Source organism: Pseudomonas nitroreducens (assembly GCF_024170165.1).
GTDB classification, from domain to species: domain Bacteria; phylum Pseudomonadota; class Gammaproteobacteria; order Pseudomonadales; family Pseudomonadaceae; genus Pseudomonas; species Pseudomonas nitroreducens_C.
In genome coordinates this window covers 147,327-173,816 of record NZ_JALJXP010000010.1, presented here as the reverse complement: position 1 = coordinate 173,816, position 26,490 = coordinate 147,327, and the positions used below count along the sequence as shown (strand labels likewise).

Annotated in this window: 27 protein-coding genes; 19 read left to right on the top strand and 8 right to left on the bottom strand. The window is 68.3% G+C overall.

What is annotated here, in order from left to right; genetic code table 11:
• Window positions 1–50: 50 nt before the first annotated feature.
• Window positions 51–2,954 carry an ATP-binding protein gene (locus J2T47_RS20205; RefSeq protein ID WP_253450786.1) on the top strand — a complete coding sequence of 968 codons (2,904 nt, stop codon included), beginning with the start codon at window positions 51–53 and terminating at the stop codon, window positions 2,952–2,954.
• Here J2T47_RS20205 and J2T47_RS20200 read toward each other — a convergent pair.
• The 3 genes from J2T47_RS20200 to J2T47_RS20190 all read right to left on the bottom strand — a co-directional run bounded on the left by J2T47_RS20200 (window position 2,932) and on the right by J2T47_RS20190 (window position 6,820).
• Window positions 2,932–3,561, bottom strand: a complete 630-nt coding sequence (locus J2T47_RS20200) for a response regulator transcription factor (RefSeq protein WP_253450783.1) — start codon at window positions 3,559–3,561, stop codon at window positions 2,932–2,934. The two genes, J2T47_RS20205 and J2T47_RS20200, sit on opposite strands and share 23 nt — an antisense overlap.
• Window positions 3,562–3,650: 89 nt before the next feature.
• Window positions 3,651–4,022, bottom strand: a complete 372-nt coding sequence (locus J2T47_RS20195) for a response regulator transcription factor (RefSeq protein WP_253450780.1) — start codon at window positions 4,020–4,022, stop codon at window positions 3,651–3,653.
• Window positions 4,022–6,820 (bottom strand): PAS domain-containing protein, encoded by a 2,799-nt coding sequence (locus tag J2T47_RS20190; RefSeq protein WP_253450777.1) that lies wholly within the window; start codon window positions 6,818–6,820, stop codon window positions 4,022–4,024. The genes J2T47_RS20195 and J2T47_RS20190 overlap by 1 nt, the downstream gene beginning before the upstream one ends.
• Window positions 6,821–7,040: 220 nt before the next feature.
• Here J2T47_RS20190 and J2T47_RS20185 point away from each other — a divergent pair, with 220 nt between their 5' ends.
• The 5 genes from J2T47_RS20185 (at window position 7,041) to J2T47_RS20165 (ending at window position 11,693) form a co-directional block, all read left to right on the top strand.
• Complete coding sequence (locus J2T47_RS20185; RefSeq protein ID WP_253450774.1) at window positions 7,041–8,390, top strand: epoxide hydrolase family protein; 1,350 nt, start codon at window positions 7,041–7,043, stop codon at window positions 8,388–8,390.
• A gap of 58 nt (window positions 8,391–8,448) precedes the next feature.
• Complete coding sequence (locus J2T47_RS20180; protein WP_253450772.1) at window positions 8,449–9,456, top strand: alpha/beta fold hydrolase; 1,008 nt, start codon at window positions 8,449–8,451, stop codon at window positions 9,454–9,456.
• A 14-nt stretch (window positions 9,457–9,470) separates the two neighbouring features.
• Window positions 9,471–9,971 (top strand): cytochrome P460 family protein, encoded by a 501-nt coding sequence (locus tag J2T47_RS20175; RefSeq protein ID WP_437181004.1) that lies wholly within the window; start codon window positions 9,471–9,473, stop codon window positions 9,969–9,971.
• Between the two features lie 29 nt (window positions 9,972–10,000).
• Complete coding sequence (locus J2T47_RS20170; protein WP_253450769.1) at window positions 10,001–10,837, top strand: oxidoreductase; 837 nt, start codon at window positions 10,001–10,003, stop codon at window positions 10,835–10,837.
• Between the two features lie 82 nt (window positions 10,838–10,919).
• Window positions 10,920–11,693 carry an alpha/beta fold hydrolase gene (locus J2T47_RS20165; RefSeq protein WP_253450766.1) on the top strand — a complete coding sequence of 258 codons (774 nt, stop codon included), beginning with the start codon at window positions 10,920–10,922 and terminating at the stop codon, window positions 11,691–11,693.
• Between the two features lie 11 nt (window positions 11,694–11,704).
• On the opposite strand, the gene J2T47_RS20160 is transcribed toward J2T47_RS20165, so the two are convergent.
• Window positions 11,705–12,346, bottom strand: a complete 642-nt coding sequence (locus J2T47_RS20160; protein WP_253450763.1) for an HAD family hydrolase — start codon at window positions 12,344–12,346, stop codon at window positions 11,705–11,707.
• Window positions 12,347–12,453: 107 nt separating this feature from the next.
• Complete coding sequence (locus tag J2T47_RS29255; RefSeq protein ID WP_301295640.1) at window positions 12,454–12,579, bottom strand: hypothetical protein; 126 nt, start codon at window positions 12,577–12,579, stop codon at window positions 12,454–12,456.
• 74 nt (window positions 12,580–12,653) lie between these two features.
• Here J2T47_RS29255 and J2T47_RS20155 point away from each other — a divergent pair, with 74 nt between their 5' ends.
• From J2T47_RS20155 to J2T47_RS20140, 4 genes are all read left to right on the top strand, one after another.
• Window positions 12,654–12,824 (top strand): hypothetical protein, encoded by a 171-nt coding sequence (locus tag J2T47_RS20155; protein WP_253450760.1) that lies wholly within the window; start codon window positions 12,654–12,656, stop codon window positions 12,822–12,824.
• A gap of 179 nt (window positions 12,825–13,003) precedes the next feature.
• A complete protein-coding gene (locus tag J2T47_RS20150) occupies window positions 13,004–13,666 on the top strand; it encodes a DUF998 domain-containing protein (RefSeq protein WP_253450757.1) in 663 nt (220 codons plus the stop codon).
• Window positions 13,667–13,733: 67 nt separating this feature from the next.
• Window positions 13,734–14,351 (top strand): LysE family transporter, encoded by a 618-nt coding sequence (locus J2T47_RS20145; protein ID WP_253450754.1) that lies wholly within the window; start codon window positions 13,734–13,736, stop codon window positions 14,349–14,351.
• A gap of 142 nt (window positions 14,352–14,493) precedes the next feature.
• A complete protein-coding gene (locus J2T47_RS20140; RefSeq protein ID WP_437181003.1) occupies window positions 14,494–15,438 on the top strand; it encodes a Dyp-type peroxidase in 945 nt (314 codons plus the stop codon).
• 4 nt (window positions 15,439–15,442) lie between these two features.
• Here the strand turns inward: J2T47_RS20140 and J2T47_RS20135 are convergent, their stop codons facing one another.
• On the bottom strand, window positions 15,443–16,348 hold the full coding sequence (locus J2T47_RS20135) for a LysR family transcriptional regulator (RefSeq protein ID WP_253450748.1): 906 nt from the start codon (window positions 16,346–16,348) through the stop codon (window positions 15,443–15,445).
• Window positions 16,349–16,522: 174 nt separating this feature from the next.
• Between J2T47_RS20135 and J2T47_RS20130 the strand changes: the two genes are divergently transcribed.
• The 4 genes from J2T47_RS20130 to J2T47_RS20115 all read left to right on the top strand — a co-directional run bounded on the left by J2T47_RS20130 (window position 16,523) and on the right by J2T47_RS20115 (window position 19,059).
• Window positions 16,523–17,272 carry an SDR family NAD(P)-dependent oxidoreductase gene (locus J2T47_RS20130; protein WP_253450746.1) on the top strand — a complete coding sequence of 250 codons (750 nt, stop codon included), beginning with the start codon at window positions 16,523–16,525 and terminating at the stop codon, window positions 17,270–17,272.
• Between the two features lie 119 nt (window positions 17,273–17,391).
• Window positions 17,392–17,883, top strand: coding sequence for a MarR family winged helix-turn-helix transcriptional regulator (locus J2T47_RS20125; protein ID WP_253450743.1), 492 nt, complete (start codon window positions 17,392–17,394; stop codon window positions 17,881–17,883).
• Entirely contained in the window at window positions 17,876–18,634 is a 759-nt protein-coding gene (locus tag J2T47_RS20120; RefSeq protein ID WP_253450740.1) for a class I SAM-dependent methyltransferase, read from the top strand. The genes J2T47_RS20125 and J2T47_RS20120 overlap by 8 nt, the downstream gene beginning before the upstream one ends.
• Complete coding sequence (locus J2T47_RS20115) at window positions 18,631–19,059, top strand: thioesterase family protein (protein WP_253450737.1); 429 nt, start codon at window positions 18,631–18,633, stop codon at window positions 19,057–19,059. The genes J2T47_RS20120 and J2T47_RS20115 overlap by 4 nt, the downstream gene beginning before the upstream one ends.
• A gap of 12 nt (window positions 19,060–19,071) precedes the next feature.
• On the opposite strand, the gene J2T47_RS20110 is transcribed toward J2T47_RS20115, so the two are convergent.
• Window positions 19,072–19,752, bottom strand: a complete 681-nt coding sequence (locus J2T47_RS20110; RefSeq protein WP_253450734.1) for a phytanoyl-CoA dioxygenase family protein — start codon at window positions 19,750–19,752, stop codon at window positions 19,072–19,074.
• 175 nt (window positions 19,753–19,927) lie between these two features.
• On the opposite strand from J2T47_RS20110, the gene J2T47_RS20105 reads away from it, so the two are divergent.
• From J2T47_RS20105 to J2T47_RS20085, 5 genes are read left to right on the top strand one after another with little or no spacing between them, the layout of a single operon-like run.
• Window positions 19,928–20,707: an efflux RND transporter periplasmic adaptor subunit gene (locus tag J2T47_RS20105; protein ID WP_253450731.1), complete on the top strand. Its 780-nt coding sequence runs from the start codon at window positions 19,928–19,930 to the stop codon at window positions 20,705–20,707.
• A complete protein-coding gene (locus J2T47_RS20100) occupies window positions 20,704–22,023 on the top strand; it encodes an efflux RND transporter periplasmic adaptor subunit (protein ID WP_253450728.1) in 1,320 nt (439 codons plus the stop codon). Before J2T47_RS20105 ends, J2T47_RS20100 begins: the two co-directional genes overlap by 4 nt.
• A complete protein-coding gene (locus J2T47_RS20095; RefSeq protein WP_253450725.1) occupies window positions 22,020–24,116 on the top strand; it encodes a site-2 protease family protein in 2,097 nt (698 codons plus the stop codon). The genes J2T47_RS20100 and J2T47_RS20095 overlap by 4 nt, the downstream gene beginning before the upstream one ends.
• Before the next feature lie 33 nt (window positions 24,117–24,149).
• On the top strand, window positions 24,150–24,950 hold the full coding sequence (locus tag J2T47_RS20090) for an aspartyl/asparaginyl beta-hydroxylase domain-containing protein (protein WP_253450723.1): 801 nt from the start codon (window positions 24,150–24,152) through the stop codon (window positions 24,948–24,950).
• On the top strand, window positions 24,938–25,918 hold the full coding sequence (locus J2T47_RS20085) for a sulfotransferase family protein (protein ID WP_253450720.1): 981 nt from the start codon (window positions 24,938–24,940) through the stop codon (window positions 25,916–25,918). Before J2T47_RS20090 ends, J2T47_RS20085 begins: the two co-directional genes overlap by 13 nt.
• Here the strand turns inward: J2T47_RS20085 and J2T47_RS20080 are convergent.
• On the bottom strand, window positions 25,906–26,397 hold the full coding sequence (locus J2T47_RS20080; RefSeq protein WP_253450716.1) for a GNAT family N-acetyltransferase: 492 nt from the start codon (window positions 26,395–26,397) through the stop codon (window positions 25,906–25,908). The two genes, J2T47_RS20085 and J2T47_RS20080, sit on opposite strands and share 13 nt — an antisense overlap.
• Window positions 26,398–26,490: the final 93 nt, after the last annotated feature.

Here is a 26,490-nt window from a genome sequence, read left to right as displayed (position 1 = left end):
GACTTGCGGGCCAGTCTCGCGCCCACTCCCCCTGTCGGAAGAAACGCCCCGTGGAGTCCGCAGCGGACGATCCGTCCTCCTCACTGAAAGCGCCTATCGAATTCGGCCCGTTCCGGGTCGTCCCCGGCAAGCGCCTGCTTACCCGCGATGCACAGCCGATGGATATCGGCGGACGCGCCTTCGACCTGCTCCTCGCCCTGCTGGAGAAGCCCGGCCGCGTGCTCTCCAAGCGCGAGCTGCTCAAGCGCGTGTGGCCCGACATGGTGGTGGAAGAGGGCAGCCTGCGCTTCCACATGACCGGCCTGCGCCGCACCCTGGGCGACGGCGAGGACGGTGCGCGCTACATCGCTACCCAGGTCGGCGTCGGCTATGCCTTCGTCGCGCCGGTGAACCACGGCAGCGAAGCCGCCCCGGCAACGCTGCCAGCGGTGAGCATGGGCGAAGGCGTCGGCAGCCTGCCGCCGCGGGTCCGGCTGATCGGCCGCGAGGCCGATGTGCAGATGATCCTGCAGCGCCTGCGTGAGCCACGGCTGTTCACCATCGTCGGCACTGGCGGGGTCGGCAAGACCAGCCTGGCCAACGAGGTCGGCCATCGCCTGCTCGCCGAGCGCCGGCAGGCCGTGCGCTTCATCGACCTGGCCCAGGTGGAGGACGAGCAGCTGGTGGCCTCGGCCCTGGCCGCCTCGGTGGGCGTGCCGGTGCAGGCCGAGGACCCGCTGGCGGTGCTGCTGGCACACCTCAAGAGCCAGGACCTGCTGCTGATCGTCGACAACTGCGAACACGTGGTGGACGCGGTGTCCGCACTGGCCGAGCGCATCCGCGATGCTGCGCCCGGCGTCGGCCTGCTGGCCACCAGCCGCGAGCCGCTGCGCGCGCGGGACGAGGAGGCGCACTGGCTGGGCCCGCTGGACTTCCCCGAAGACCCGCACGCTGTGCCGGTCGAAACCCTGCTGGAGTTCCCTGCTGTACGGCTGTTCGTCGAGCGCGCCAGGGCCGCCAATGCCTCATTGCAATGGCAGGACGGCGACCCTGGCCTGATCGCCGACATGTGCCGGCGCCTGGGCGGCATGGCCCTGCCCATCGAACTGGCGGCCGTGCGTGTGGCGATCCATGGGGTGAAGGCCACCCACGGGCTGCTGGGCGAGCGTTTCTCCCTCAGCTGGTCCGGTCGGCGCACGGCGCAGCCACGCCACCAGACGCTGCGCGCCATGCTGGACTGGAGCTACGGCCTGCTGTCCGAATACGAGCGACTGGTGTTCGACCGCCTTTCGATCTTCGTCGGGCCGTTCTCCCAGGAGGCGGCCGCGCAGGTCGTCGCCGACGCTCGGATCGACGCGCTGGAAGCCGCCGCCCTCCTCGATGAGCTGACCGCCAAGGGCCTGGTGGCGGTGGACCGCAGCGAAGCTGCCACGGCCTATAGGCTGCTGGAGATGACCCGCGCCTTCGCCCGTGAAAAGGCGGCCTCTCACGGCTTCGAGGACGCGCACGCACTGGCCTTCCGTCACGCCGCCTATTACCTGTGGTTGCTGGAGCAGCTGGGCAGCATGCCGGAAGTGATCTACGAGGGCTGCGCGCGCCTGGCCAGTCAGCTGGGCAACGTGCGCAGCGCACTGGAGTGGAGCTTCGGCCCGCAGGGCGACCCCGGCCTGGCGCTGCCGCTGGCGGCGGCCAGCGCACCGCTGTTCCTGCACTATTCGCTGCAGGTGGAGTGCCGCACCTGGTGTGCGCGGGCCACCGAACTGCTGGAGCTGGGCTACTTCGGCACGCCCACGGAAATGGAACTGCAGGCCGCCCTCGGGCTGGTGCTGATGTTCACCCGCGGCAACAGCGAGGCCGCCGGCAAGGCCCTGTTGCGCGCGCTGGAAATCGCCGTGGCGCTGGGCGATCACTGGGCCGAACTGCGGGTGCTGGGGCGCCTGCAGATATTCTACGAGCGCATCGGCGACTTCGCCTCGTCGCTGGCCTGGGCGGAGCGCGCGGTGCTGGTCGGCGATACCCTCGGCGAGCCGGAAGCGGTGGCGGTAGCCGCCTCGCTGGCGGGCATTTCCCACCACCTGCTGGGCGACCAGCAGCGAGCGCGCGAGGAGCTGGAAAAGTCCCTGCGCAACAGCCTGCCCTCGGAGCGCAGCCGCACGCTGCACTATGGCTTCGACCACCACAACCGTACCGGCCTGGCCCTGGCCCGCACGCTGTGGCTGCTCGGCTGCGCCGACCAGTCGCGGCGCTGGGCGGAGCAGGTGGAAGCCGAGGCGGCGGAACTCAACCACCCTGCGACCCACTGCATCGCCCTGGTGTGGACGCTGTGCATCCACATCTGGACCGGTGAGCTGGACAAGGCCGAGCGTAGCCTGGCGACCTTCAGCCGGATCGCCGAGGCCAACGCCTTTGCGCCGTACCAGGCAGCGACGGCGGGGCTGCGCGCGGCCATCGCCATTCGCCGTGAGCAACCCGGCGACGCCGTGCGCCAGCTGGAGGAAAGCCTCACGCGCCTGCATGGCATGCGCTACGAGTTGCTGACCACCTCCTTCGAGATCGCCCTGGCCGAGGGCCTGGTGCTCGCCGGCGAATACCGCCGCGCATCAGGTGTGGCGCGGCGCTGCATCGCGCACTGCCGCAGCAGCGGTGATGCCTATGCCTTGCCGGAGCTGATGCGCATCGAGGCGCAGATCATCGGGGCGCTGGGAGAAGAAGGGGATCAGGCGGTGGCGCATGTGCTGCAGGATTCGCTGGCCCTGGCGCGCGGGCAGGGCGCTCGCGCCTGGGTGCTGCGTTCGAGCCTGGACCTGGCGCGCTTGCGGGCCAGGCAGGGAGAGACGGCTGCAGCGCTGGAGCTGCTGCACAGCTGCCAGCTCGAAGAGGGCCTGGACACGCTGGACGTTCGTCAGCTGGACGAACTGCGCCGGACCTTGGGCGATACCGCCGGAGTCGAAACTAGCGGCCCGCGGCCGGCGTGATGGCGAGCAGCGCCGCCATGTTCACCAGGTCCGGCAGGGTGCGCGCCTGCATCTTGCGCATGACCCGGCCACGGTGTGCCTTCACGGTGATCTCGCTGATCCCCAGGTCGGCCGCCACCTGCTTGTTCAGGCGGCCGGCCACGACCATCTCCAGCACTTCGCGCTCGCGGCTGGTGAGCAGGGCGTAGGCCTGGCGCAGCGAGTCCAGTCGGGACTGCTGGCCGAGCGCGGCGCGGCTGTGCTCCAGGGCGTCGGCGATGGCTTGCAGCAGCGTGTCGCTGTCGAACGGCTTGGTGAGGAATTCCACCGCGCCGGCCTTCATCGCGCGCACGGTAAGCGGTACGTCGCCATAACCGGTGATGAAGATGATCGGCATCGCCGGGCGTGCGCCCGCCACGCTGCGCTGCAGGTCGAGGCCGTTGAGGTCCGGCAGGTTGACGTCCAGCACCAGGCAGCAGGGCGCGTGGCTCGGCGGCGCGCCGAGAAAGGCCGTGGCGGCATCGAACAGCACCGGCTGCCAGCCGGCGGAGCGGATCAGCAGCTCCAGCGACTCGCGCACCGAGATGTCGTCGTCGACCACGTAGACGATAGGTGTCGCCTCTGGCATGGGCCGGGTTTCCGTTCGCGGGGATGAGCGTGGATGAGGGGGAGAGTGGTGCAACATGCCATGTCCTCCGAGTGGCGTCGACCGGGCTGTCAGCCGACCGGCAGGGCGGCGCTGAGCGCCTTGAGCAGTTCCGCTTCGCTGAATGGCTTGAGCAGGCAGGCCACCGCACCCTGGGCGAGCAGGCGCGGGCAGGTGGTCGCGTCGCTGTAGGCGGTGATGAAGATGATCGGCACGGGGATCGCCCGCTGCGCCAGTTCCTTCTGCAGTTGCGGCCCGCTCATGCCCGGCATCGACACGTCGAGAATCAGGCAGCGGGTGCGCTGCAGGGCGTCCGAGGCGAGAAAGTCCTCCGCGCAGGAGAAAGCGTTCACCTCGAAGCCGAACTCACGCAGCAGGTCCGGCAGGGATTCGCGCACCGATTCGTCGTCATCGACCACCGACACGAGCAGGGGCGTGGCCATCAGCGGATCTCCATCGGTTGGTCGTGGCTGGGTGATGCCGGGGGCAGCGCGAAGATGAAGGTGGAGCCCGGCCCGTCGTGGGTGGTGGCCCAGACCCGGCCGGTGTGGTGCTCGATGATCGAGCGGCTGACCCACAGGCCGATGCCCATGCCCGTCTGCTTGGTGCTGAAGAAAGCATCGAACAGCCGGCCGGCATCCTCCGGCGCGAAGCCCGCGCCGTTGTCGCGCACCGCCAGGAAGATGCTCGCGTCCAGGTCGTGGCCGGTGCTGATGCGCAGCTGCCGCGGGCGGTCATGCACATCGCTCAGCGCATCGATGGCGTTGAGGATGAGGTTGAGGATCACCTGCTGCAGCTGCACGCGATCGCCACTCACGGCAGGCAAGCCCTCTTGCAGCGCGGGCAGCACCGTCACGCCGTGGCGCTGCAGTTCGTTGTGCAGCATGGCGATGACTTCCCGCGTGGCCTCGTTCAGGTCGACCTGCTCGCTGACCGCCTCGTGGCGGGCGAACAGGGAGCGCAGGCGCTTGATCACATCCGCCGCGCGGTTGCCGTCGCGGATGGTACGCCTTGCGGTTTCCCGCGCGCCCTCCAGGTTAGGCGTTTCCGCGCCGAGCATGCGCAGGCAGGTGCTGGCGTTGGTGATGATGCCCGCCAGCGGCTGGTTGACCTCATGGGCGATGGACGCGGTCAGCGCGCCGAGGCTGGCGACGCGGGCGACGTGGGCCAGTTCGGCGCGGGTCCGGTGCAGGGTTTCCTCGGCGAGTCGGCGCTGGGTGACGTCCTGCGCCGTGGCGATGTACAGCAGCGCGCCGTCGGCCTCGCGGGTGGCCTGGGCGACGAGATGGACGTGGCGCACGGCGCCGCTGGGCAGCAGCAGCCGGTGCTCGTGTTCGAAATCGCAGCCGTCGCGGCGCTGGCGCCTGAGCATGGCTTCCACCGTGGCGCGGTCGTCCGGGTGGATGCGCGAGAAGATCAGTTCGAACCCCGGCGTCAGCCCCGGCTGCAGGTCGAGCAGCCGGTAGATTTCCTCCGACCAGGCGATCTCGTCATTGTCCACGCGCCAGGAAAAGGTACCGGTGAGGCTGATGCGCTGGGCCTTGGCCAGGAAGGCTTCGCTCTGGCGCAGGGCCGCTTCGCTGCGGGCGCGGTCGATGGCGATGCTGGCGAGGTGGGTGAACTGGCCGATCAGCGCGCAGAGGTTTTCGTCCAGCGCACGGGGCTGGGTGAAGTAGACCGAGAGGATGCCGCTCGCCTCGCCATCGGTGGACACCACCGGCATTGCCGCCAGCGCCTGCAGGCCGCAGTCCTGCACCTGCTGGCGCCACTCGGGCCAGCGCACTTCGCCGGCCAGGTCGTCGACCCGCACCATGCTGCCCAGCAGCACCGCCAGTGCCTGGGGGCTGCTCTGGGCACCCAGCGGCTGGCCGTCGACACCACCCTGCAGCGACTCGGGCAGGTGCGGTGCGGCGCCGGCCTGCAGGCGCAGTGTCGCTTCCGGCGAGCGGCCGTGGCGCGGCGCAACCAGGGTGACGGCGCAGCGGCTGCCTTCGAGGTTGGCTTCCACCAGTTCGCAGAGGGTCTGCAGCACCTGCGGCAGGGCACAGCCGCCGGCCATCAGGCCGAGCAGGCGCTTCTCGCCGGCGAGCAGCAGTTCGGCGCACTTGCGCACATGGATATCGGTGTTGCCGCCGTACCATTTCAGCACCCGGCCGGCCCCGTCCAGCTGGGGCACCGCGCGGATCAGGAACCAGCGGTAGCTGCCGTCGAAGCGCCGCAGGCGCGCCTCGAACTCGCCGGCGCTGCCGGCTTCCAGCAGGCCCTGCCAGTACACGCCGAGCGCCGGTGCATCGTCCGGGTGCAGGGCGGTCATCCAGCCGACGCCGGCCGCGTTCTCGGCGGTCATGCCGGTGTAGTCGAACCAGCGCTGGTTGAGGAATTCCACGCTGCCGTCCGGATCGGTGCGCCAGACGAATCCCGGCACGGCATCGATCAGGGTGCGCAGGCGGTCTTCGGAAGCGCTGACTTCCCCCAGCGCGCGGGCCAGCGACTGCTGGGCCTGGGCGATCAGCACCTGGTCGCGCTTCTGCTCGTCGATGTCCACCTTGAGCACGAACCAGCGCTGGATGCGCCCGTCGCTGTCGCGGTGGGGCAGGGCGCGCACGTGGAACCAGCGGTAGATGCCGTCCGCGCCGCGTACCCTTTGCTGGAAGTTGTACGGCTCGCCGGTGGCCACCGAGTGCGTCCAGGCTTCCAGTGCCGAGGGCAGGTCGTCGGGATGGATGGTGTCGGAACTGGTCCAGCGCCGCAGCTCGTCGAAGCTGGCGCCGAGGTACTCGCGGTTGTGCCGGTTGACGCACTCCAGCTCGCCGGCGGGCGTCATCAGCGAGATCAACGCCGGGATGCTGTCGATGAGGTCCTGGGTGCCCTGCGTGATGGCGGCCGGCGCGGCAGGCAGCAGGTCGTCGATATCGATGTTCTGGCCACACCAGCCAGCGCAGGCGCCGAGCTCGTCGGTGAGCGGGCGGGCGCGCAGCAGGAAGCGGCGATAGACACCGTCGTGCCGGCGCAGGCGGGCCTGAAGGTCGTGGGCAACGCCGCACTGACGGATAACACGCCAGCCATGCTGGAGCGCCGGCAGATCATCGGGGTGCACCAGCGCCTGCCAGGCATGCTCGCCGAGGGTATCGACATTCCGGCCGGCATAGGCACGCCAGGCCTGGTTGACGCTTTCCAGGCGGCCTTCGACGCTGGCGGTCCACGCCATGTCGGGCAACTTGTCGACGACTTCGTTGTGCATACCGGTCCTCTCCCGGCGCTGGCCGAGGGGCGAGCATGCGCCTCACTGGCGGGGCTGCCAATGATACCTAGGTGTCGGCTGCGGTACCGCTGGTGCGTCACGCGGTGGCCCGATACCAAGGTATCGACCGACACCATGGTGCAATCGCGGTACCTCGCGGGCTTTGGTGAGATCGCTGCAGGTCGCCGATCCGTCGGCCAGTGACTCAGGGAGATCGACCATGCCAGCCGCCCCGTTATCGCCTCACCTTCGTCGCCGCTTCTGCCGCACGCTCATGGCCTCCGCCGTGGGCCTGTTCCTGCTCGGTGACGGCCAGCATCACCTGCTGCAACAGACCTTTGCCGCCACCACCAGCAACGCCGCCATCGCCGATGACAGCGTGCGGCCGTTCCGCATCCAGGTGCCCCAGGAACAACTGGACGACCTGCACCGGCGCATCGCCGCGACGCGCTGGCCGGACCGCGAGACGGTGAATGACGCCTCGCAGGGCATCCAGCTGGAGAAGGTCCGCGCGCTGGTGGACTACTGGGGCAAGGACTACGACTGGCGCCGTGCCGAGGCCAAGCTCAACGCGCTGCCGCAGTTCATCACCCGCATCGATGGCGTGGACATCCAGTTCATCCACGTGCGCTCGAAAGAACCGAATGCCATGCCGCTGATCCTCACCCACGGCTGGCCCGGCTCGCCGCTGGAGTTCCTCAAGACCATCGGCCCGCTGACCGACCCGGTGGCCTATGGCGGACGCGCGGAAGACGCCTTCGACGTGGTCATCCCGGCCATTCCCGGCCACGGTTTTTCCGGCAAGCCGACCGCCACCGGCTGGGGCCCGGACCGCGTGGCCCGCGCCTGGGACGTGCTGATGAAGCGCCTGGGCTACAGCCACTATGTGTCCCAGGGCGGCGACCATGGCTCGGTGATCTCCGATGCCCTCGGCCGCCTGGCGCCGCCCGGCCTGCTCGGCATCCACCTGAACATGCCGGCGACGGTGCCGCCGGAACTGGTCGGGCCGATCAACAGCGGCGCGCCGGCGCCCGCCGGACTGGGTGCCGACGAGCGCCGCGCCTTCGACGCGCTGAGTACCTTCTTCGGCCGCAATGCCGCCTACGGCGCAATGATGGTGACCCGCCCCCAGACCATCGGCTATTCCCTGGCCGACTCGCCTGTCGGCATGGCCGCCTGGATGTACGAGAAGTTCGCCGCCTGGACCGACAGCGGCGGCGAGCCCGAGCGCGTGCTGAGCCGCGACGAGATGCTCGATGACATCTCGCTCTACTGGCTGACCAACACCGGTGCTTCCTCCTCGCGCTTCTACTGGGAAAACAACAACAACAACTTCAGCGCCGCCGCGCAGAAGACCGCGCAGATCAAGGTGCCGGTGGCCATCACGGTATTCCCCGGCGAGATCTACCGCGCGCCGAAGAGCTGGGCGCAGCGCGCCTATCCGTCGCTGGACTACTTCCACGCGGTGGACAAGGGCGGCCACTTCGCCGCCTGGGAGCAGCCGCAGCTGTTCAGCGAGGAACTGCGCGAGGCGTTCCGCCCGCTGCGAGCCAGCCTCACCAGCCACTGAATCCCGCCGAATGCCGGCAACCACCGTGCAGGCCGCACGCCTGTCCTGGAGACTCCTGATGACCCTGTTCAAGCACCCGCTGTTCGGCGCCTCGGCGCTGGCCATCGCCCTCGCGCAATTCACTTCCTGCTCGGTGGCGCAGGCCGCTACCGCGCCGTCGACTGACCCGGCTTTCGGCACGCTCAAGCACGTCGACGCCGGCCTGCTCAACGTTGCCTACGCCGAAGCCGGCCCGGCCGATGGTCCGGTGGTGATCCTGCTGCACGGCTGGCCGTACGACATCCACAGCTACACCGAGGTAGCGCCGCAACTGGCCGTCAAGGGCTATCACGTGCTGGTTCCCTACGCCCGTGGCTATGGCGAGACGCGCTTCCTCTCCGCTTCGACCCGGCGTAACGGCGAGCCGGCCGCGTTGGCAGTGGACGTCATCGACTTCATGGATGCGCTGAAGATCAAAAGCGCCGTGCTGGCTGGCTACGACTGGGGCGCGCGCTCGGCGGGCATCGTCGCGGCACTCTGGCCGGAGCGGGTGAAGGCGCTGGTGTCGGTCAGCGGTTACCTGATCGGCAGCCAGGAAGCGGGCAAGGCGCCGCTGCCGCCGGCTGCCGAGCTGCAGTGGTGGTACCAGTTCTACTTCGCCACCGAGCGTGGCAAGGCCGGCTACGACAAGTACCGCCACGAGTTCGCCAGGCTGATCTGGCAGCTGGCTTCGCCGCAGTGGAAGTTCGACGACGCCACCTTCGAACGCAGCGCCCAGGCCCTGGACAACCCCGATCACGGCGCGATCTCCATCCACAACTACCGCTGGCGCCTGAACCTTGCCGAAGGCGAGCCGCGCTACGCGGAGCTGGAGAAGAAACTCGCGGCCTTCCCGACCATCAAGGTGCCGACCATCACCCTCGAAGGCGACGCCAACGGCGCGCCGCACCCGCCGGCCGAGGCCTACGCCAAGCGTTTCAGCGGCAAGTACGAGTACCGCCTGATCACTGGCGGCATCGGCCACAACCTGCCGCAGGAGGCGCCGGACGCCTTCGTCAAGGCGGTGGTCGACGCCGATCACCTGTGAGCCGGAGGGTCACCATGAACATCACAGCAACCATGCTGCGTCGCGTCACCCTGGCCGGCTTCGCCCTGCTGGCGACGACGGGCGCCAGGGCTGACAGCGACGCCTCGCCGATCTACGGCGTGCGCATGCCCGAGGGTTACCGCCACTGGCAGCTGGTGGCGCCGGCCCAGGAGGCGGCGCCGCTGAACGAGCTGCGCGCCGTACTGGGCAACGACATCGCCATGAAGGCCTATCGCGCCGGCACCTTGCCGTTCCCCGACGGCAGCGTGCTGGCCAAGCTCGCCTGGAAGCACGTGCAGTCGCCGGAGTTCGAGCCGGCGTCGATCCCCGGTGCGGCCACCACCGTGCAGTTCATGGTCAAGGACTCGAAGAAGTACGCGGCCACCGGCGGCTGGGGTTTCGCCCGCTTCATCGACGGCAAGCCTGCCGACGAGGCGCAGCACCAGACCTGTTTCGCCTGCCACCAGGCGCGGGTGAAGGACCATGACCTGGTCTTCACCCGCTACGCCCCCTGATAGCCCCCTCGCGAACCCTGGAGGTTTCCATGAACCAACGATGGCTGATTACCGGTTGCTCCCGAGGACTGGGCCGTGCGTTGGCCGAAGCGGTACTGCAGGCCGGGCACCGGCTGCTGGCCACGGCCCGCGACCCGGATGCCCTGGCCGACCTCGCCCGGCTCTACCCGCAGACGCTGCGCCTGGCGCCGCTGGATGTCACCGACCCGGCCGCCGCGCAGGACGCCATGGCGCAGATGACCGAGGAGTTCGGTGGGCTCGACGTGCTGGTCAACAACGCCGGCTACGGCAACGTCAACTCGGTGGAAGACACCTCGCTGGAGGAATTCCGCCGGCAGATCGAGACCAACCTGTTCGGCACCATCATCGTCACCAAGGCGGCGATCCCGGTTCTGCGCCGGCAGCGCAGCGGCCACATCATCCAGCTGTCGTCGGTGGGCGGACGCATCGGTGCGCCGGGGCGCGCGCCCTACTCGGCGGCGAAGTGGGGCGTGGAGGGCTTCTCCGAAGTGCTGGCGCGGGAGATGGCGCAGGTCGGCGTGCGGGTGACGATCATCGAACCCGGCGGCCTGCGTACGGACTTTGCCGGCGCCTCGACCAGCCTCTCGGAAGGGCGCTTCGAGTACGACGCCGTGGTCGGTGCGGTGGCGCGCCGGCAGCGCGCCTACGACGGCCAGCAACCGGGTGATCCGCAACGCGCCGCGCAGGCGATCCTCGCGGTGGCCTGGATGGATCGTCCGCCGTTGCGCCTGGCCCTGGGCAGCGATGCGCTGCAGGCCATCGAGAGCGCCGAAAAGGCTCGCCTGGCGGAGCTGCGCCTGTGGCGCGAATTGAGCCAATCCAGCGATTTTCCCCGCTCGGCATGAGCGTTCCCCGCACGGTCCGAGATTCCCCCGAGCCGCCGTGCGGGGCTTTTTATTCCTCACATCCTCAGCAAGGAGATCCACCATGAAGACAACCCTCACCGCCCTGGCGCTCGCCAGCGGCCTGCTGGCCGGCAGCGCTTTCGCTGCTCCGGTGAAACCGACGGTGGTGCTGGTGCATGGCGCCTTCGCCGACGCCTCCAGCTGGAACGGCGTGACCCGCATCCTGGAAAAGGACGGCTACCGCGTGATCGCCGCCGCCAACCCGCTGCGCGGCGTGGCCAGCGATGGCGCCTACATCGGCAACATCGTCGGCAGCGTCAAGGGGCCGGTGGTGCTGGTCGGCCACTCTTACGGCGGTAATGTGATCAGTGCGGCGGCCAGCGACCGGGCCAACGTCAAGGCGCTGGTCTATGTCGCCGCATTCGCCCCGCAGAAGGGCGAGAGCGCCGCCGAGCTGGCCGGCAGGTTCCCCGGCAGCACCCTCGGCCCGACCCTGGCCGCCCCGGTGGCGCTGGCCGATGGCGGCAAGGACCTGTACATCCAGCAGGACAAGTTCCACGATCAGTTCGCCGCCGATGTGCCCGCTGGCGAAGCCGCATTGATGGCGGCGGCGCAACGGCCGGTCACCGAGGCGGCGTTGAACGAGAAGGCCGGCGCGGCCGCCTGGACGGCCATCCCCTCGTGGTTCGTCTACGGCGACCAGGACCTCAACATCCCGCCCCAGGCGATGGCATTCATGGCGCAGCGCGCCAAGGCCAAGGACGTCGAGGTGGTCAGCGGTGCTTCCCATGTGGTGATGGTCTCGCACCCCGAGGCGGTGGCGCGTTCCATCGAGAAGGCCGCCAGCGGTTACTGACGGCGCGCCCGTCAGTGCTGCAGCGTTGCGACCGGCAGGCCTAGACGCTGCAGGTCCTGGCGCAGCCGTGAGGCGTTGACGAACTGTGCCGCTTGCAGCCCCTGCGCCGCTGCGGCGTCGACGTTCTTCTGCACGTCATCGATGAACAGCGTGCGCGAGGGCGTCAGGCCGTAGCGGCGGATCAGCAGCTGGAAGATTTCCGGCTCCGGCTTCATCAGGCCTTCCTGGCCGGAGACCAGCACGCCCTCGAACCTGTCGAGGAAGCCGAAGCGCTCCTGCGCCACAGGGAAGGTCTCCGCCGACCAGTTGGTCAGCGCCAGCAGGCGCACGCCGCCGCGGTGCAGTTCGTCCAGCACCTGCACGGTGTCTTCCAGGGCGCCATTGAGCATTTCGTCCCAGCGCTCGCGGTACGCGCGGATGTTCGACGCATGGGCAGGATGCTGCGCGACAGCCTCGGCGATGGCCTCGGCCCAGGGGCGCCCGCGATCCTGCTTTTCGTTCCAGGCGGTATTGCAGACGTCCGCCAGAAAGGCCTCCATCGCCGCGTCGTCGCCGGCGAAGAGCTTCCGGTAGAGGTGGCGCGGATTCCAGTCGACCAGCACGCCGCCAAGATCGAAAACCACGGTGTCCACGCTGCTGCTTGCTTGCTGCACAGGTTGCGGCTCCTTGATGGATGAATGTCTGTTGCGCCCCCCGACCTTAGCGAAGACAGCCTGTGCGTCAACCCTTGTGCGAGATCGCGATAACGGACTCAGGCCGATCAGACACCCAGTTCGGCGACTGCCTGATCGACGAAGCTGCGCGGCCAGGGCGACATGCGCCGGTCGCTGGCGTAGAGCAGGTGTACCTGCCGCGCCGGCGCCTGGAGCTGGGGGAACAACTGCACCAGGCGACCCTGGCGGGAGATCGTCGGCGAGCATCATCTCGGCCCGGGCCATTGCACGCAGCAACGCGCAGGGCGTGGACATCGCCATTCTCGAACGCGATCTGCTTGCCGATGCTCGCCCCGCCGGTGTTGCCGAGCAGAGCGCGTTGCCCATTGCCAGGGATGACGCACGAGCCAGGCAGGCTGCCAGCGATCTGCACGAGCGCTTGGGTTACGATGTGGTCGATGCCGGCGCCTTTTGCTGAGGACAGGCGGCTCGGGCGAGCGCGTCCCGCCTACCGTCAGCGCTGGAGGTTGCCGGCCTGCACGCAGCGTTGGCGGACGAAGGCTCCGATCAGCCTGAATGTGCCTGGCGCACAGGCTGCGAAGACGCCCAGCCCGGAAGAACAAGGTCGTTCAATCACATGACAAGGAGTGCCAACGCGTGACCACCCTCGAACGGAATTTCCTGCGCCTGGGCCTGTTGATCCCCCCCTGGCTGTTTGCCGGGGTGGCGTTGACCGCGCTGGGTTTTCCCGGCTACAGCCATCTCGACCAGGCGATGAGCCAACTGGGGGCGGCCGGTGCGCCCACGCAGGCATATTCCGCCTGGGTGAACAATTTCCCCCTGGGGGTTCTGTTCATGCTGTTCGGTCTCGGCGTGGCCCGTCGGTTCCCGGCATCCAGGCTGGCCTTGCTGAGTGCCGCGCTGATTGCGCTGCACGGCCTGGCGAGTTTCGCCACCGGTTATTTCTCCTGTGACCAGGGCTGTGCGCCAGTGCAGCCTTCAGCTTCCCAGCAGGTCCACAACCTGGCGGGCCTGCTGATGTTCCTTTCGCTGACGCTGGCCAGCGCGCTGTGGGTATTGCTGGGCAAGCGGCTGCTGGCATCACCGGGGTTCGGCTGGTTCTCGCTGCTGTGCCTGGCACTGGCGCTGGTAACCGTGGCGCTGATGGGCAGGGCCGTCGCCGAGGGGCATGGCTTCGGTCTTTACCAGCGGCTCAACTACGGAGTTTCGGTCATCTGGGTCGCGACCCTGGCGTGGCTCGCGCTGCGTTCTGCAGACGTGCCCGCGACCAGGCTGGAGAGCCGCTTGCAAGGGCGCTGAGCAGCCGCTGCCGATTGCGGTGCTAGACTCGCCGCTTTCTGCCTTGCCCTGCCCAGGAGAATTTCCCATGTTCGGCGTAACCGATTACGGCGCCTTCCTGATTGCCTTCGTGGTGCTCCTGGCCATACCCGGCCCCGGTAACTTCGCGCTGATCACCGCGACCGGCAAGGGCGGGGTGAGGGCAGGGCTGGCGGCCACCTGCGGGGTGATCCTCGGCGACCAGGTATTGTTGTGGATGGCGGTAGCTGGCGTGGCGACGCTGCTCGCCACTTACCCGGCTGCCTTTCACGCGGTGCAGTGGCTGGGTGCGGGGTATCTTGCCTGGCTGGGCCTGCGCATGCTGATGAGCAAGCCCGGCGAGGCGCCGCGGCAGAGCCGCATGGACAACGGCCACTATCTGCGCCAGACCATGCTGATCACCTTGCTCAACCCCAAGGCCATCGTGTTCTACATGGCCTTCCTGCCATTGTTCGTCGACCCGGTGAAGCACCAGGGGCTGGTGACTTTCGCCTTCATGGCGGCGACCGTGGCGGTGGTGACCTTCCTCTACGGGCTGGTGGCCGTGCTGCTGACCCACAAGCTGGCCGAGCGCATGCGCGCCAACCCGCGCGTGGCCAATCTGCTGGAGCGTCTGGCTGGCGCCTGTCTGCTGGGTTTCGGCATCAAACTGGCGGCGATGCGCTAGGGTGCGACGCGGCGATTGTCTGTCGCAGAGGCCGGCTCGAAAGACCGGCCTTTTGTTTTATCGCCCCTGCGTTGTCACGGTGGCGAGCGACCTGCTTTGATAATCTCATCCTCCCCGATTCCAATGGCGGCGAATGGCGACCATGCTCAACCAATCCCCCGAACCCCAGTCGGTTGACAGCCCGATCACCCGCAGCGCGATCTTCCTGGTCGCCACCCTGACGCCGGGGAAAGACTGGAGTCCGATGCGTGCGCTCTGCGAAGACGTCGCCGCGCTGGTTCGCTCGGTCGGCAAACGCGTACCCACGGGCAACCTGTCCTGTGTGGTGGGCTTCGGTTCGGCCGCCTGGGATGCACTGTTCGGCGCTCCACGTCCGGCCTCCCTGCATGCCTTCCGCGAGATCGGTAGCGGCGAGCGGGTCGCGGTGTCCACGCCGGGCGACCTGTTGTTGCACATCCGCGCCGAGCAGATGGACCTGTGCTTCGAGCTGGCTTCGCAACTGATGGCGCGCCTGGGCGATGCGGTCACGGTGGTCGACGAGGTGCAGGGGTTCCGCTACTTCGACATGCGCAGCATCATCGGCTTCGTCGACGGCACCGAGAACCCGGAAGGCCGCGAGGTTCCGTACTTCACCCTGATCGGCGACGAGGACGCGGACTTTGCCGGCGGCAGTTATGTGCTGGTGCAGAAGTACCTGCATGACATGAGCGGCTGGAACCAGCTCTCCACCGAAGCCCAGGAGCGCATCATCGGCCGTACCAAGCTGGCCGATATCGAACTGGGTGACGACGTGAAGCCGAGTTGCTCGCACAGCTCGCTGACCACCCTGGAGAAGGATGGCCAGGAGGTGAAGATCCTGCGCGACAACATGCCCTTCGGCCGGCCCGGCGCCGGGGAGTTCGGCACCTACTTCATCGGCTACGCGCGCTCGCCGGCGTCAGTGGAAGAGATGCTGGAGAACATGTTCGTCGGCCGCCCGGCCGGCAACTACGACCGCCTGCTGGACTACAGCAAGGCGGTGACCGGCAGCCTGTTCTTCGTGCCTTCGGCCGAACTGCTCGAGGCGCTGGCCGGCAGGCAGCCCTGAGGGCTCAGCCGGCGACCCTGGCCGGGAAACACTCCACCAGCCAGTCGATGAACACCCGCAGGCGGTGCGTGACGTAGCGGTTGTGCGGGTAGACGACGTGGAAGGGGTAGGGCGCCGGGCGCCACTCCGCAAGGATTTCCACCAGCGAGCCATCGCGCAGGGCGGCGCCGGCGGCGTAGGAGAAGGTCTGGACGATGCCCAGGCCGGCCACGCAGGCGGCCAGGTGCGCGTTGCTTTCGTTCACGCCGATGCGGTGCTCGAGCTTCAGCTCGCTGCGTTCGCCATCGCGCTCGAAGCGGAAGGGCACCGCCCGGCCATTCTGCGGCGACAGGTAGCTGACCAGCCGATGGCCGTTGCGCAGCTCCTCGGGGTAGGCGGGGATGCCGTTGTGGCGCAGGTATTCGGGGGAGGCGCAGGTGACCATGGTCGCCTGGCCGATGCCGCGCGCCACCAGTGACGAGGCGTCCAGCGCGCCGCCGCGGATCACGCAGTCGACGTTGTCGCCGATCAGGTCCACCGAGCGGTCGGACACGCCCAGATCGATGCGGATGTCCGGATAGCGCGCGAGAAAATCCGGCAGCAGGGGCACCAGCACGTCCCGCGCGGTGGAGCCGCCGACGTCGATGCGCAGGTGCCCGCGCGGCTTGCTGCGGGCGATGTTGAAGGTCGAGTCGATGTCTTCCAGGTCGCGCAGCACGCGGGTGGCCTTGGCGTAATAGTCCTGGCCTTCCGGCGTCACCGTGACGCGCCGCGTGGTGCGCTGCAGCAGACGTACGCCCAGGTGCGCCTCCAGTTCCTGCACCAGCTTGCTCAGGGTGGCGTTGGGCATGTCCAGCGAGTCGGCGGCGCGGGTGAAGTTGCCGGCTTCCACGACGCGGGCGAAGGCACGGATGGCCTGGAGCTGATCCATGGAAATTCCTCTGAAGGGATCATTTGATTATCCATGGATATGGATAGTCATTCCATTGTATGCGCTTTTTCCATCAATCGACGGGCCCTAGAGTAGCGCCATGCCTCACCGCAAAGCCGCGACAGACGCAGGCCACGAGGCAGAACCCACAAACGCGAATCTCAGGAGATCATCATGAACAAGTCCCTCACTGGAAAAGTTGCACTGGTCACTGGCGGCAGCACTGGCATCGGCCTCGGCGCCGCGCAGGAACTCGCCGCCCAGGGCGCCCGTGTGTTCATCACCGGCCGCCGCCAGGCCGAACTGGATGCCGCCGTGGAAGCCATCGGCCCGGCCGCCACCGCTATCCGCGCCGACGCCTCGGTGCTCGCCGATCTCGATGCGGTCTACGCACAGATCGCGAAAACCGCCGGCCGCCTGGACATCCTCTTCGCCAACGCCGGCGGTGGTGACATGCTGCCGCTGGGCGCGATCACCGAGGAGCACTTCGACCGCATCTTCGGTACCAACGTGCGCGGCGTGCTGTTCACCGTGCAGAAGGCGCTGCCGCTGTTGACCGATGGCGCCTCGGTGATCCTCACCTCGTCCACCACCTCGATCCAGGGCACCGCCAACTTCAGCGTGTACAGCGCCAGCAAGGCGGCCGTACGCAACTTCGCCCGCTCCTGGGCGCTGGACCTGAAGGAGCGTGGCATCCGCGTCAACGTCGTCAGCCCCGGCCCGGTGCGCACTCCCGGTCTTGGCGATCTGGTGCCCGAGGAAGCGCGCCAGGGTCTGTTCGACGCGCTGGCCAGCCAGGTGCCGCTGGGCCGCCTGGGCGAACCGCGGGAGATCGGCAAGGCGGTGGCCTTCCTGGCTTCGGAGTCGGCCAGCTTCATCAATGGCATCGAGTTGTTCGTCGACGGCGGCATGGCGCAGGTCTGACCGCGCAACCGGCCGGGCAGGGCGCAAGCGCTGCCCGGTCTTGCGGCTTCTCCTTCGCACCGGCTTGCCATTTACATTAGTGCTAATGTAATTTGGGGCCGTCGAAGGAGAGGGCTGCGATGAACCGAAAGAACGAACCCGGCCTGGGTGAACTGCTGCGCTACGTGTCGGAATTGGTGGAGCTGGGCGCCGAAGAGCATTACCAGCAGATGGGCATGAACTACCGGGCCCGCTACACGCCGGTGCTGCGTGCCATCCGCTCGGGGGCGCAGACGGTCACCGAGATCACCGCGCGTACCCACCTGACCCAGGGCGCCATCAGCCAGACCGTCGGCCAGATGGAAACGGACGGCGTGATCAGTCGACAGCGCGCCGAAGACGGCCGCAAGAGCGTGCTGCAACTGACTCCGGCAGGGAAGAAGCTGGTGAGCAAGCTCAACGCCCATTGGGCGGCGACCTTCGAAGCCATCGAGCAGCTGGAAAGCGAGATCGGCCATCCCCTGCGCCGCGTCCTCGAAGACACCGCCAGGGCGCTGGAGGAGCAGGGCTTCTCGCAACGCCTGAGCCATGCCAAGCAATGCATCAAGACAGGAGCTGCCCGCCATGAGTAATCCCTCTGCCGACCTGCGCAACTGGTTCGACCAGGGGGGCGAGGCCTACGCGCGCTTCCGCCCCGAATACCCGGCGGAGCTGGCGCCGTACCTGGCATCGATGGCGCCCGACCGGGTGCTGGCGGTCGACGTCGGTTGCGGCAGCGGCCAGCTGACCCGGCAACTGGCCGGGCACTTCAATGCAGTGGTCGGCTTCGATCCCAGTGCCGATCAGATCGCCCACAGCGCGCCGCAGGAGAACGTCAACTACGCCTGCGCCCCGGCCGAGGACCTGCCGCTGCTCAGCCGCAGTGCCAGCCTGATCACCGCCGCGCAGGCCGCGCACTGGTTCGACCTGCCGAGGTTCTATGCCGAGGTGCGGCGGGTCGCCGAGCCCAATGCGATCCTGGCGCTGATCAGCTATGGCGTGCTCCGGCTGGAGGGCGCGCTGGGCGAGCGCTTCGAGCAGTTCTACTGGAAGGAGATCGGCCCCTACTGGCCGGCCGAACGCAAGCTGGTGGACAGCGGCTATGCCACCCTCGACTTTCCCTTCGCCGAGTTTCCCGGCCCGGAAATCGCCATTCGCCTGGAATGGAACCTCGAAGAGTTCCTCGGTTACGTCAGCACCTGGTCGGCGCTGCGCAGCGCCCGCGAGGCCGGGCGCGAAGACCTGCTGCATGACTTCGCCGAAGACATGGCCGAGCGCTGGGGCGACCCCGCCGCGCGGCATCGGGTCAGCTGGCCGATCAACATGAGGATCGGACGCGTATGAGCCCGCAAGTACTTGCCGCAGGGCTGACCCACAGCGAAACCCTGGTCGTTGCAGAGCGACACACGGTGCCCCAGGTAGCGCCCGACTGGCCGGGCTTTGCCGACATGCCGCCAGTGTTCGCCACCGCGATGATGATCGGCTTCATCGAGCAGACCTGCATCGAAGGCCTGCGGCCCTTCCTGACACCGGAACAGCGCACGGTGGGCACCCTGGTGGATGTCAGCCACATTGCCGCAACGCCGGTGGGGATGACGGTGACGGCGTCAGTAGAGCTGACCGCCATCGATGGAAAGACGCTGGTGTTCCGTGTCGAGTGTCGCGACGAGGCGGGCGTCATCGGTGCCGGTACGCATCGGCGCGCGATCATCGATCTGCAGCGTTTCGTCCAGCGGTTGGGGGAAAAGTCCGCTGCGTCTGGTGGCTAGCTGGCGTACCGCTCAGGATGACGGCGGCGGATCGAAACGCTCGGCGGTGTCCATCTGCACATTGCGCAGGCCCATCGTCTCCAGGTGAGCTGCATAGAGAGGCTCGGCCCGGTAGCTGACCAGGATCGAGCGGCGCCGCGCGCCACTGATGTTAAGGCTGCCGGCGTGCACGAGGTCGACGTCGAACACCAGGATGTCGCCGGCCCGGCCGCTCAGCTGCAGGGAGCGGGACTCGTCGAGGAAGTCGAAGGGCGGCTCGCCGGGGGCGGGCCGATGGCTGCCGGGGGCGACGCGGGTGGCGCCATTTTCCGGCGAGAAGTCATCGAGAAAGACGAGGGCGCTGGCCATGTCGCCCGGACGCAGGGCGGACAGATCGCGGTGCAGTTGCTGATGGCCGCCTCCGGGCAGGGGTTCGCGTCCTTCGGCATGGGCGAGGAAGAAGCGCTCGCCGATCAGCGCGCCGGCTGCCGCCAGCAGTGGCGGCAGTCGACAGACCGCCTGTGCGCAGGGCTCCAGGTCGATCTGCGCGTGGCGCCAGTCCATGCCGCGGGGCACGGGCCAGCGATCCGAAGGCAGGATGTTGGCATCGAAGGCTGCGCGCAGCTCCTCCAGCAAGGCGAGCGGGATCACCTGGCGCAGCAGGGTATAACCTTCGGCGTGGAGTCGCTGGAGATCGAACCTGGCTGCTTCCATTTGCCTGTCTTCCTTGAGGTCTGTCCGCCGGGCCCGGCCTAGAGCGGTTGTCGCGTCGAGCCGGGTTTTCGCCGGCGCTGGCCGGCAGCCAAGCCTACGGAGGAATTCTGCTGCGGCCAATACCCGCCGCTTGCGGAGTACCGTAGACTCCGCCGATCTGCAGGGAGAGCTGACAATGCATAAAGGGATCTGGCTGGGTTTTGGGGTGTCGTTGTGCGTGGCGGGTGCGGCCTATGCCGCGGACCCCGCGCAGGACGACCCCTTGCTGTCGAGCCCGTCGTCCTCCGCCGGTTCGGGGGATGTCCGCGGCATCCTGCGGGCGCGGGACCAGGCGATGCTGTCGAGCGAGCTCGCCGGGCGTATCCAGGAAATGCCGTTCGCGGACGGCCAGTCCTTCCGCAAGGGCGATGTGCTGGTGCGCTTCGACTGCTCGGCCTATCAGGCTCAGCTCAATGCCGCCCAGGCCGGCGCCAGGGCGGCCAACGAGCAGCTGGGACACAACCGCCAGCTGGCAGCGCTCAATTCGGTGGGGCGCTTCGAAGTTGCGCTGGCCGAGGCCAAGCTCTCCGAAGCCCAGGCGCAGGCCCAGGTCTACAAGGTCCAGGTTGGCCGCTGTGCGGTGGTCGCGCCCTTCGACGGGCAGGTCGTGCAGCGCAAGGCGCAGCCCTTCGAGAGCGTTTCCGGCGGCGCGCCGCTGCTGGAAATCGTCGACAACCGCAGCCTGGAAATCCGCCTGCTGGTGCCTTCGCGCTGGGTGTCCCGGCTGAAGGTGGGGCAGTCCTTCACCTTCGTGCCCGATGAGACCGGCCAGCCGCTGCAGGTAGAAGTCAAACGCCTGGGCGCGCGGATCGATGAGGGCAGCCAGATGTTGCCGCTGATCGCTTCGCTGCCGGGGGACGCCAAAGGCCTGCTGGCCGGCATGAGTGGTACCGCGCGCTTCGCGGAGACGCCATGAACGCGCCGCAGGTCGGTCTGGCCGAGCGGGTCTTTGCACAGTTTCTCGCTCTGGAGCGGCAGGCGCGGTCTTGCTCGACGGTGGAGCAGCTGGCGTATCACCTGGTCAACGACGCCCAGGCGCTGTTCGGTTACCGCCATGCGGCGCTGCTGATCGCCGGCAAGGTCAGGGCGCTCACCGGCATCAGTATGGTGGAGCCCAATGCCCCCTTCGTGGCCTTTGTCGAGCAGGCGTGCAGCCAGTTGCACCAGCACGACGCGCAGGGCACAGCGCAGCGCGTGGATTTTCAGCTGCTGGGTGCACAGCAGCAGGCTGATTGGCAGGAGCTTTCCGCCGGGGATGTCTTCTGGTTGCCGCTGGCTGATCGTCAAGGCGCAGTCTTCGGCGGTCTCTGGCTGGCCCGCGAGCAGTCGTGGAGCGAGGCAGAGCAGGCGTTGCTGGTGCAATTGGGCGATGCCTATGCGCATGCCTGGACGGCCCTGCAGCCGCGCAAGCCCTGGCGGCTGCGCTGGCCGAAGAAGAAACTGCTGGCGATTGCTGCCGCGCTCTGCCTGCTGCTGCTGGTGCCGGTGCGCCAGACGGTGCTGGCCCCGGCCGAGGTGGTTCCGCTGGACGGTCAGGTGATCGCCGCGCCGCTGGACGGGGTGATCCAGCAGGTGCTGGTCAAGCCCAACCAGGCGGTGAAATCCGGTGATCTGCTGGTGCGCTTCGATGCCACCACCTTGCAGGCCCAGGCCGATGTGGCCGAACGCTCCCTTGGCGTAGCCGAAGCCGAGCTGAAGGCCAATTCACAACGGGCTTTCTCCGATGCCGAGTCGGGCGCGAAGGTTGATCTGCTGGCGGCACGGGTGGAGCAGAAGCGCGCCGAGCGTGACTATGCCCGTGATCTGCTGGCCCGTGCTGAAGTGCGGGCGCCGCGCGACGGCATTGCGGTGTTCGCCGATGCCGCACGCTGGACCGGCAAGCCGGTGCAGACCGGCGAGCGCCTGATGGAATTGGCGGACCCGCACCAGGCGGAGCTTCGCATCGATCTGGCGGTGGGCGATGCCATTGCCCTGGAACCCGGCTCCGAAGTCGTGCTGCTGCTCGACAGCGACCCGCTGCGGCGGCACGACGCTCGCCTGGAACGTTCCGCCTACGAGGCCCAGACCACTGCCGCCGGGCAACTGGCGTATCGGCTGGACGCGGCGTTCGACGAGGCGCCCCCGCGCATCGGCTTGCGCGGCACCGCGAAGCTGTATGGCGATCGCGCCCCGCTGGCTTATTACCTGTTGCGCCGGCCGCTGGCGGCTGCGCGTCAGAGCCTGGGGCTGTGATGCTGCCGGCGCTGCGACCGGACCTGCAGCTGTCGCCGGCCGCACCCGCGCTGGACGGGGCGCCGCAATGGACGCTGGCCGACCCGTTGCGCGGACGCTACTTCAAACTCGGCGGCGCTGCGGTGCGGCTGTTGCGCCACTGGGCGCTGGGTGACCCGCGGCGGGTGCTGGGGGCGGCCAATGCGGAAACCGGCGAGGCGCTGGGCGCGCAGGAGCTGGAAGAGTTCCTGCGCTTCCTGCGTGGGCATGACCTGATCGCCGCCGTGGACGCCGAACAGCGCTCCAGCTATGGGCAGAAAGCGGCGCTGCACAAGCGCAGCCTGTGGCAGAAGGTGCTGCACCAGTACCTGTTCTTCCGGATTCCGCTGTGGCGCCCGGATGCCTTCCTCAATCGCGCCTGGCCGGTCCTGCAGCGCAACGGCGGGTGGATATTGCGCTGGGGCTTGCCACTGGTGTTCGTCCTCGGCCTGTTCCTGGTGGCGCGGGACTGGCAGCGCTTCCTGGCGACCTTCCCGCATCTGTTCAGCCTGGGCGGGGCGCTGGCCTTCGGCGTGTCGCTGACCTTCGCCAAGCTCTGCCACGAGTTTGGCCATGCCTTCATGGCCAAGCGGGCCGGCTGCCGGGTGCAGAGCATGGGGGTGGCGTTCATGGTGATGCTGCCGATGTTCTACACCGACGTCAGCGATGCCTGGCGCGTCAGTGATCGACGCTCACGGCTGTTGATCGGAGCCGGCGGCGTGCTGGCCGAACTGGTACTGGCCGTGCTCGCGCTGCTGGCCTGGTCGCTGCTGCCGGACGGGCCGCTGCGCACCTCGGCCTTCATGCTGGCCAGCGCTACCTGGATCACCACGGTGCTGGTGAACCTCAATCCGTTCATGCGTTTTGACGGCTACTTCCTGCTTACCGATCTGCTCGGCGTGGAGAACCTCCAGGCACGGGCTTTCGCGCTGTGTCGCTGGCGGTTGCGCGAGGCGCTGTTCGGCTACGGTGAACCCATGCCTGAACCCTGGCCCGTGCCGTTGCGCCGGCGTCTGCTGATCTGGGGGTACGGCTCGTGGATCTGGCGCGCGGTGCTGTTCTTCGGTATCGCCCTGGCGGTCTACCACCTGTTCTTCAAGCTGCTGGGCATCTTCCTGATGCTGGTGGAGCTGGTCTGGTTCATCGGTCTGCCGATCTGGCGGGAGCTGCAGGAATGGTGGCAGCGCCGCGAGCAGGCTGCACCGCACAAGGTCGTCGGGCTTGGCCTGGCGCTGCTGGCTCTGCTGGCGCTGCTGGTCGTGCCCTGGCGCAGTGCCGTGGAAGTGCCGGCGCAGCTGGAGGCGACGCGTGCCGTGGCGCTGCATGCACCGGCGGCTGCTCAGGTCGGGCGGCTGCTGGTGCGCGATGGCCAGACGGTGGAGCAGGGCGAGTTGCTGCTGGAACTGACCTCGCCGGACCTCGATGCCAGACAGCTCATCGTGCGCCGCGAGATCGATCTGCTGCAGTTGCAGTTGCGCCGTCAGGCGGGCCGTAGCGAGACGGCTGCCGATGTCGGCATTCTCGAACAACGGCTGGCGGAGTCGGTGGCCCAGTACCGCGGCCTCGCCGCCCAGCGCGAGCGCCTGCAATTGCGCGCGCCGCAGGCTGGGGTCGTGCGCGACCTGCTGCCCGACCTGAGTACGGGGCGGTGGCTCAAGCCCGCCGATGTGCTGGTGCGCGTGGTGGAGCCTGGCGTGCGCCTGCGCGGCTATCTGGCTGAGGCAGACTTGTGGCGCGTGCAGAGCGGCGCGCAGGGGCGCTTCATCGCCGACGACCCAGCCCGCCCGGCCGTGCCGGTGCAGCTGGATGAGGTGGACGCCAACGGCGCGGTCTTCGTCGAGCTGGAGGCACTGAGTTCCGATCACCATGGCCCGATCGCCGTGCGCCGCGATGCCCAGCAGCGTGCCGAGCCGGTCCAGGCGCAGTACGGCGTGCGTCTGAGCCTGCGCGATGCTTCGTGGCCGCTGGTGCAGCCGCAGCGCGGCATGGTGGTGCTGGACGGCAGTGGGCAGTCGATCCTGGGGCTTGCCTGGCGGCGGCTGGCGGCACTGGGGGTGAGGGAAAGCGGATTCTGAGGCGGCGGCTTTTCTCGGAGCAGGGAGAGTTCCATGAGCGCGACATCGTTACCCCGCTGCGCACGGCTCGCGCTGGATATCCCGTTGCAGCCGTTGCTCGACGCATTGGCTGCCGTGGACCAGGCGGCCTGGCAAGGGCATTTCAACAGTGGCTTCTACGAAGGGGACTGGAGCGGCGTTGCGCTGATCACCCCCGACGACGCCGTGATGCCGCTGGCGCCGGGGCAGGGCACACCGCTGGCCAGCGACCTGTTGCGGCGCAGTGCGGTCTGGCAGGCCGCACTGGGTGCCTTCCGCACGACGATCCGTAGCGCGCGCCTGCTGCGCCTGGGCTGCGGCTCGCGGATTCACGAGCACTGCGATCCCGATCTGGGGCTGCCCGACAGTGATCTGCGCCTGCACCTGCCGTTGCTGAGCCCCGAGGGTGTCGAGTTCCTGGTGGACGGACTGCAGGTGCCGATGCGTCCGGGTGAATGCTGGTTCGTCGATCTCGCCCGCCCGCATCGGGTCGATAATCCGGGCCCCGGGGAGCGCATTCATCTGGTGCTCGACTGCCAGCGCAACGACTGGCTGCTGGCGCTGATCGAGCAGGGGCTGGCGGATACGCCGGGCCTGCGTCCTGGCCGGGCGGTCCTGGCATTCGAGCAGTTCCGCGTGCAGGTAGAGCAGGAGCCTGAACTCGCCCAGGCGCTGCGCTCGATGACCGACAGCGCAGACTTCGTGGAGCGGGTGGTCGCTCTGGGGGCCGCCCGCGACCTGCATTTTTCCGCTGCTGATGTTCGCGCCACGATGCGCCTGGCCCGCAAAGTCTGGAGTGACCAATGGAGAGCCTGACCCCTGCGCCGGACTTCACGGGCTGGCGGCCTATTCGAGCCTGGAGTGACCCACAGGGCTGGCGCCTGGACTGGTGCTGGTTCGGCGAACAGCGCCTGACCCGGCCATTCTTCCATGACGACGTGGAGCAGGCCTTGCGCTTGCCCTTCAACCTGGCGTTCCGCCGCGAGACCGGCTTGACGGAGCTGCTGGATTGGCAGCGCGAGAGCCCCGGCGTGGCGCCGAGTCTGCTGGTCTTCCACGCCTCGCGCTGCGGCTCGACGCTGCTGGCGCAGATGCTCGCCGGGCTCGACAGCCACCTGGTGCTGTCCGAACCCGGCCCGCTGGACAGCCTGCTGCGCAGCCACTATCTCCACGACTGGGAGGCAGGCCGGCAGGAGCAGGCCGTCATCGCGATGCTGTCGGCGCTGGCGCAGAACGCGGGGCCGCCGGCGCAGCATCTGGTGGTGAAGCTCGATGCGTGGAACCTCTTCGAGCTTCCGCTGATTCGCCGCTGCTTCCCCGATACACCGTGGATCTTCCTGTACCGCGACCCGCTGGAGATCGCCGCATCGCACCTGAAGATGCCGGGCATGCAGATGATCCCCGGCCAGCTGAATCCGTCGCCGTTGAACCTGGCCGATGAGCCGGTGGCGCCGCGGGAGGAGTACATCGCTCGTCGCCTGGGGCGCTTGCTGGCGCTGGCGGTGGAAGCGTGCTGCGAGCATGGCGGCCTGGCAGTGGCTTACGAGGAGTTGCCGCAGGTGTTGGGCGGGCGTCTGCGCGATCATTTGCGACTGGCGCCTGAGCAGGTCGAGCAGGCAATGGCGGTCAGTCGGCTCAATGCCAAGCGTCCGGGCGAGGCTTTCGTCGCGGATTCCCGGAACAAGCGCGACTCCGCTTCGCCGCTGCTGCGTGACAGTGTGGCTCGTTGGGCCGATACGCCTTACCGGGAGCTGGAGGCGTTGCGCAGGGATCAGACGAGTTGAACGGGCTCGCGACGCATCTGCCATTGCGCCTCGTCCGGCGCGCCGGACAGAAGCTCGAAACCCAGGCGCTGGTACAGGCGCACGGCGGGGTTGTGGCTCATGACCGCCAGCTCCAGTGCTTTGCCCTGGTGGTCGGCACGGGCGATGACCTCACGCAGCAACTCTTCCCCCAGGCCGCGCCCGCGCTGATGGATTTCGAAACCGATTTCGACGATGCGCAGGCTGTCCGGGCGGTCGTCCAGGGTCAGCACGCCGACGGGTTCGCCGTCGAGCAGGAGCAGTTCGGTACGGGCGTCGGGATAGTCGCTGGCGAAGATGCGCTGCTGCAGCTGCCACTGCTGGTCGAGCAGGGCGGGGCAGGCTTCGATCAGTGCCGCGTCCAGGCCGCGCAGTTGCGCGAACAGGCGCTTCAGCCAGGGTTCGTCGGCGCTGCCGGCGGCGCGGCGAAGCAGGGTGGGGCGGGTCTTTATCTCGCTCATGGGCTGTTGTAGTTTTCCACGCTTGGTTTTTTCAGGCTCGGGTTTTCCAGGCTTCGCGCAGGCGCAGCCCGCCATTCAACGATCAGGGAGTGA

Bases quoted from the DNA above. Each gene is read 5' to 3' on its own strand.
- J2T47_RS20200 (WP_253450783.1), bottom strand. From the start codon at position 3,561: ATGCCAGAGGCGACACCTATCGTCTACGTGGTCGACGACGACATCTCG.
- J2T47_RS20195 (WP_253450780.1), bottom strand. From the start codon at position 4,022: ATGGCCACGCCCCTGCTCGTGTCGGTGGTCGATGACGACGAATCGGTG.
- J2T47_RS20190 (WP_253450777.1), bottom strand. From the start codon at position 6,820: ATGCACAACGAAGTCGTCGACAAGTTGCCCGACATGGCGTGGACCGCC.
- J2T47_RS20185 (WP_253450774.1), top strand. From the start codon at position 7,041: ATGCCAGCCGCCCCGTTATCGCCTCACCTTCGTCGCCGCTTCTGCCGC.
- J2T47_RS20180 (WP_253450772.1), top strand. From the start codon at position 8,449: ATGACCCTGTTCAAGCACCCGCTGTTCGGCGCCTCGGCGCTGGCCATC.
- J2T47_RS20175 (WP_437181004.1), top strand. From the start codon at position 9,471: ATGAACATCACAGCAACCATGCTGCGTCGCGTCACCCTGGCCGGCTTC.
- J2T47_RS20170 (WP_253450769.1), top strand. From the start codon at position 10,001: ATGAACCAACGATGGCTGATTACCGGTTGCTCCCGAGGACTGGGCCGT.
- J2T47_RS20165 (WP_253450766.1), top strand. From the start codon at position 10,920: ATGAAGACAACCCTCACCGCCCTGGCGCTCGCCAGCGGCCTGCTGGCC.
- J2T47_RS20145 (WP_253450754.1), top strand. From the start codon at position 13,734: ATGTTCGGCGTAACCGATTACGGCGCCTTCCTGATTGCCTTCGTGGTG.
- J2T47_RS20140 (WP_437181003.1), top strand. From the start codon at position 14,494: ATGCTCAACCAATCCCCCGAACCCCAGTCGGTTGACAGCCCGATCACC.
- J2T47_RS20135 (WP_253450748.1), bottom strand. From the start codon at position 16,348: ATGGATCAGCTCCAGGCCATCCGTGCCTTCGCCCGCGTCGTGGAAGCC.
- J2T47_RS20130 (WP_253450746.1), top strand. From the start codon at position 16,523: ATGAACAAGTCCCTCACTGGAAAAGTTGCACTGGTCACTGGCGGCAGC.
- J2T47_RS20125 (WP_253450743.1), top strand. From the start codon at position 17,392: ATGAACCGAAAGAACGAACCCGGCCTGGGTGAACTGCTGCGCTACGTG.
- J2T47_RS20120 (WP_253450740.1), top strand. From the start codon at position 17,876: ATGAGTAATCCCTCTGCCGACCTGCGCAACTGGTTCGACCAGGGGGGC.
- J2T47_RS20115 (WP_253450737.1), top strand. From the start codon at position 18,631: ATGAGCCCGCAAGTACTTGCCGCAGGGCTGACCCACAGCGAAACCCTG.
- J2T47_RS20110 (WP_253450734.1), bottom strand. From the start codon at position 19,752: ATGGAAGCAGCCAGGTTCGATCTCCAGCGACTCCACGCCGAAGGTTAT.
- J2T47_RS20105 (WP_253450731.1), top strand. From the start codon at position 19,928: ATGCATAAAGGGATCTGGCTGGGTTTTGGGGTGTCGTTGTGCGTGGCG.
- J2T47_RS20100 (WP_253450728.1), top strand. From the start codon at position 20,704: ATGAACGCGCCGCAGGTCGGTCTGGCCGAGCGGGTCTTTGCACAGTTT.
- J2T47_RS20090 (WP_253450723.1), top strand. From the start codon at position 24,150: ATGAGCGCGACATCGTTACCCCGCTGCGCACGGCTCGCGCTGGATATC.
- J2T47_RS20085 (WP_253450720.1), top strand. From the start codon at position 24,938: ATGGAGAGCCTGACCCCTGCGCCGGACTTCACGGGCTGGCGGCCTATT.
- J2T47_RS20080 (WP_253450716.1), bottom strand. From the start codon at position 26,397: ATGAGCGAGATAAAGACCCGCCCCACCCTGCTTCGCCGCGCCGCCGGC.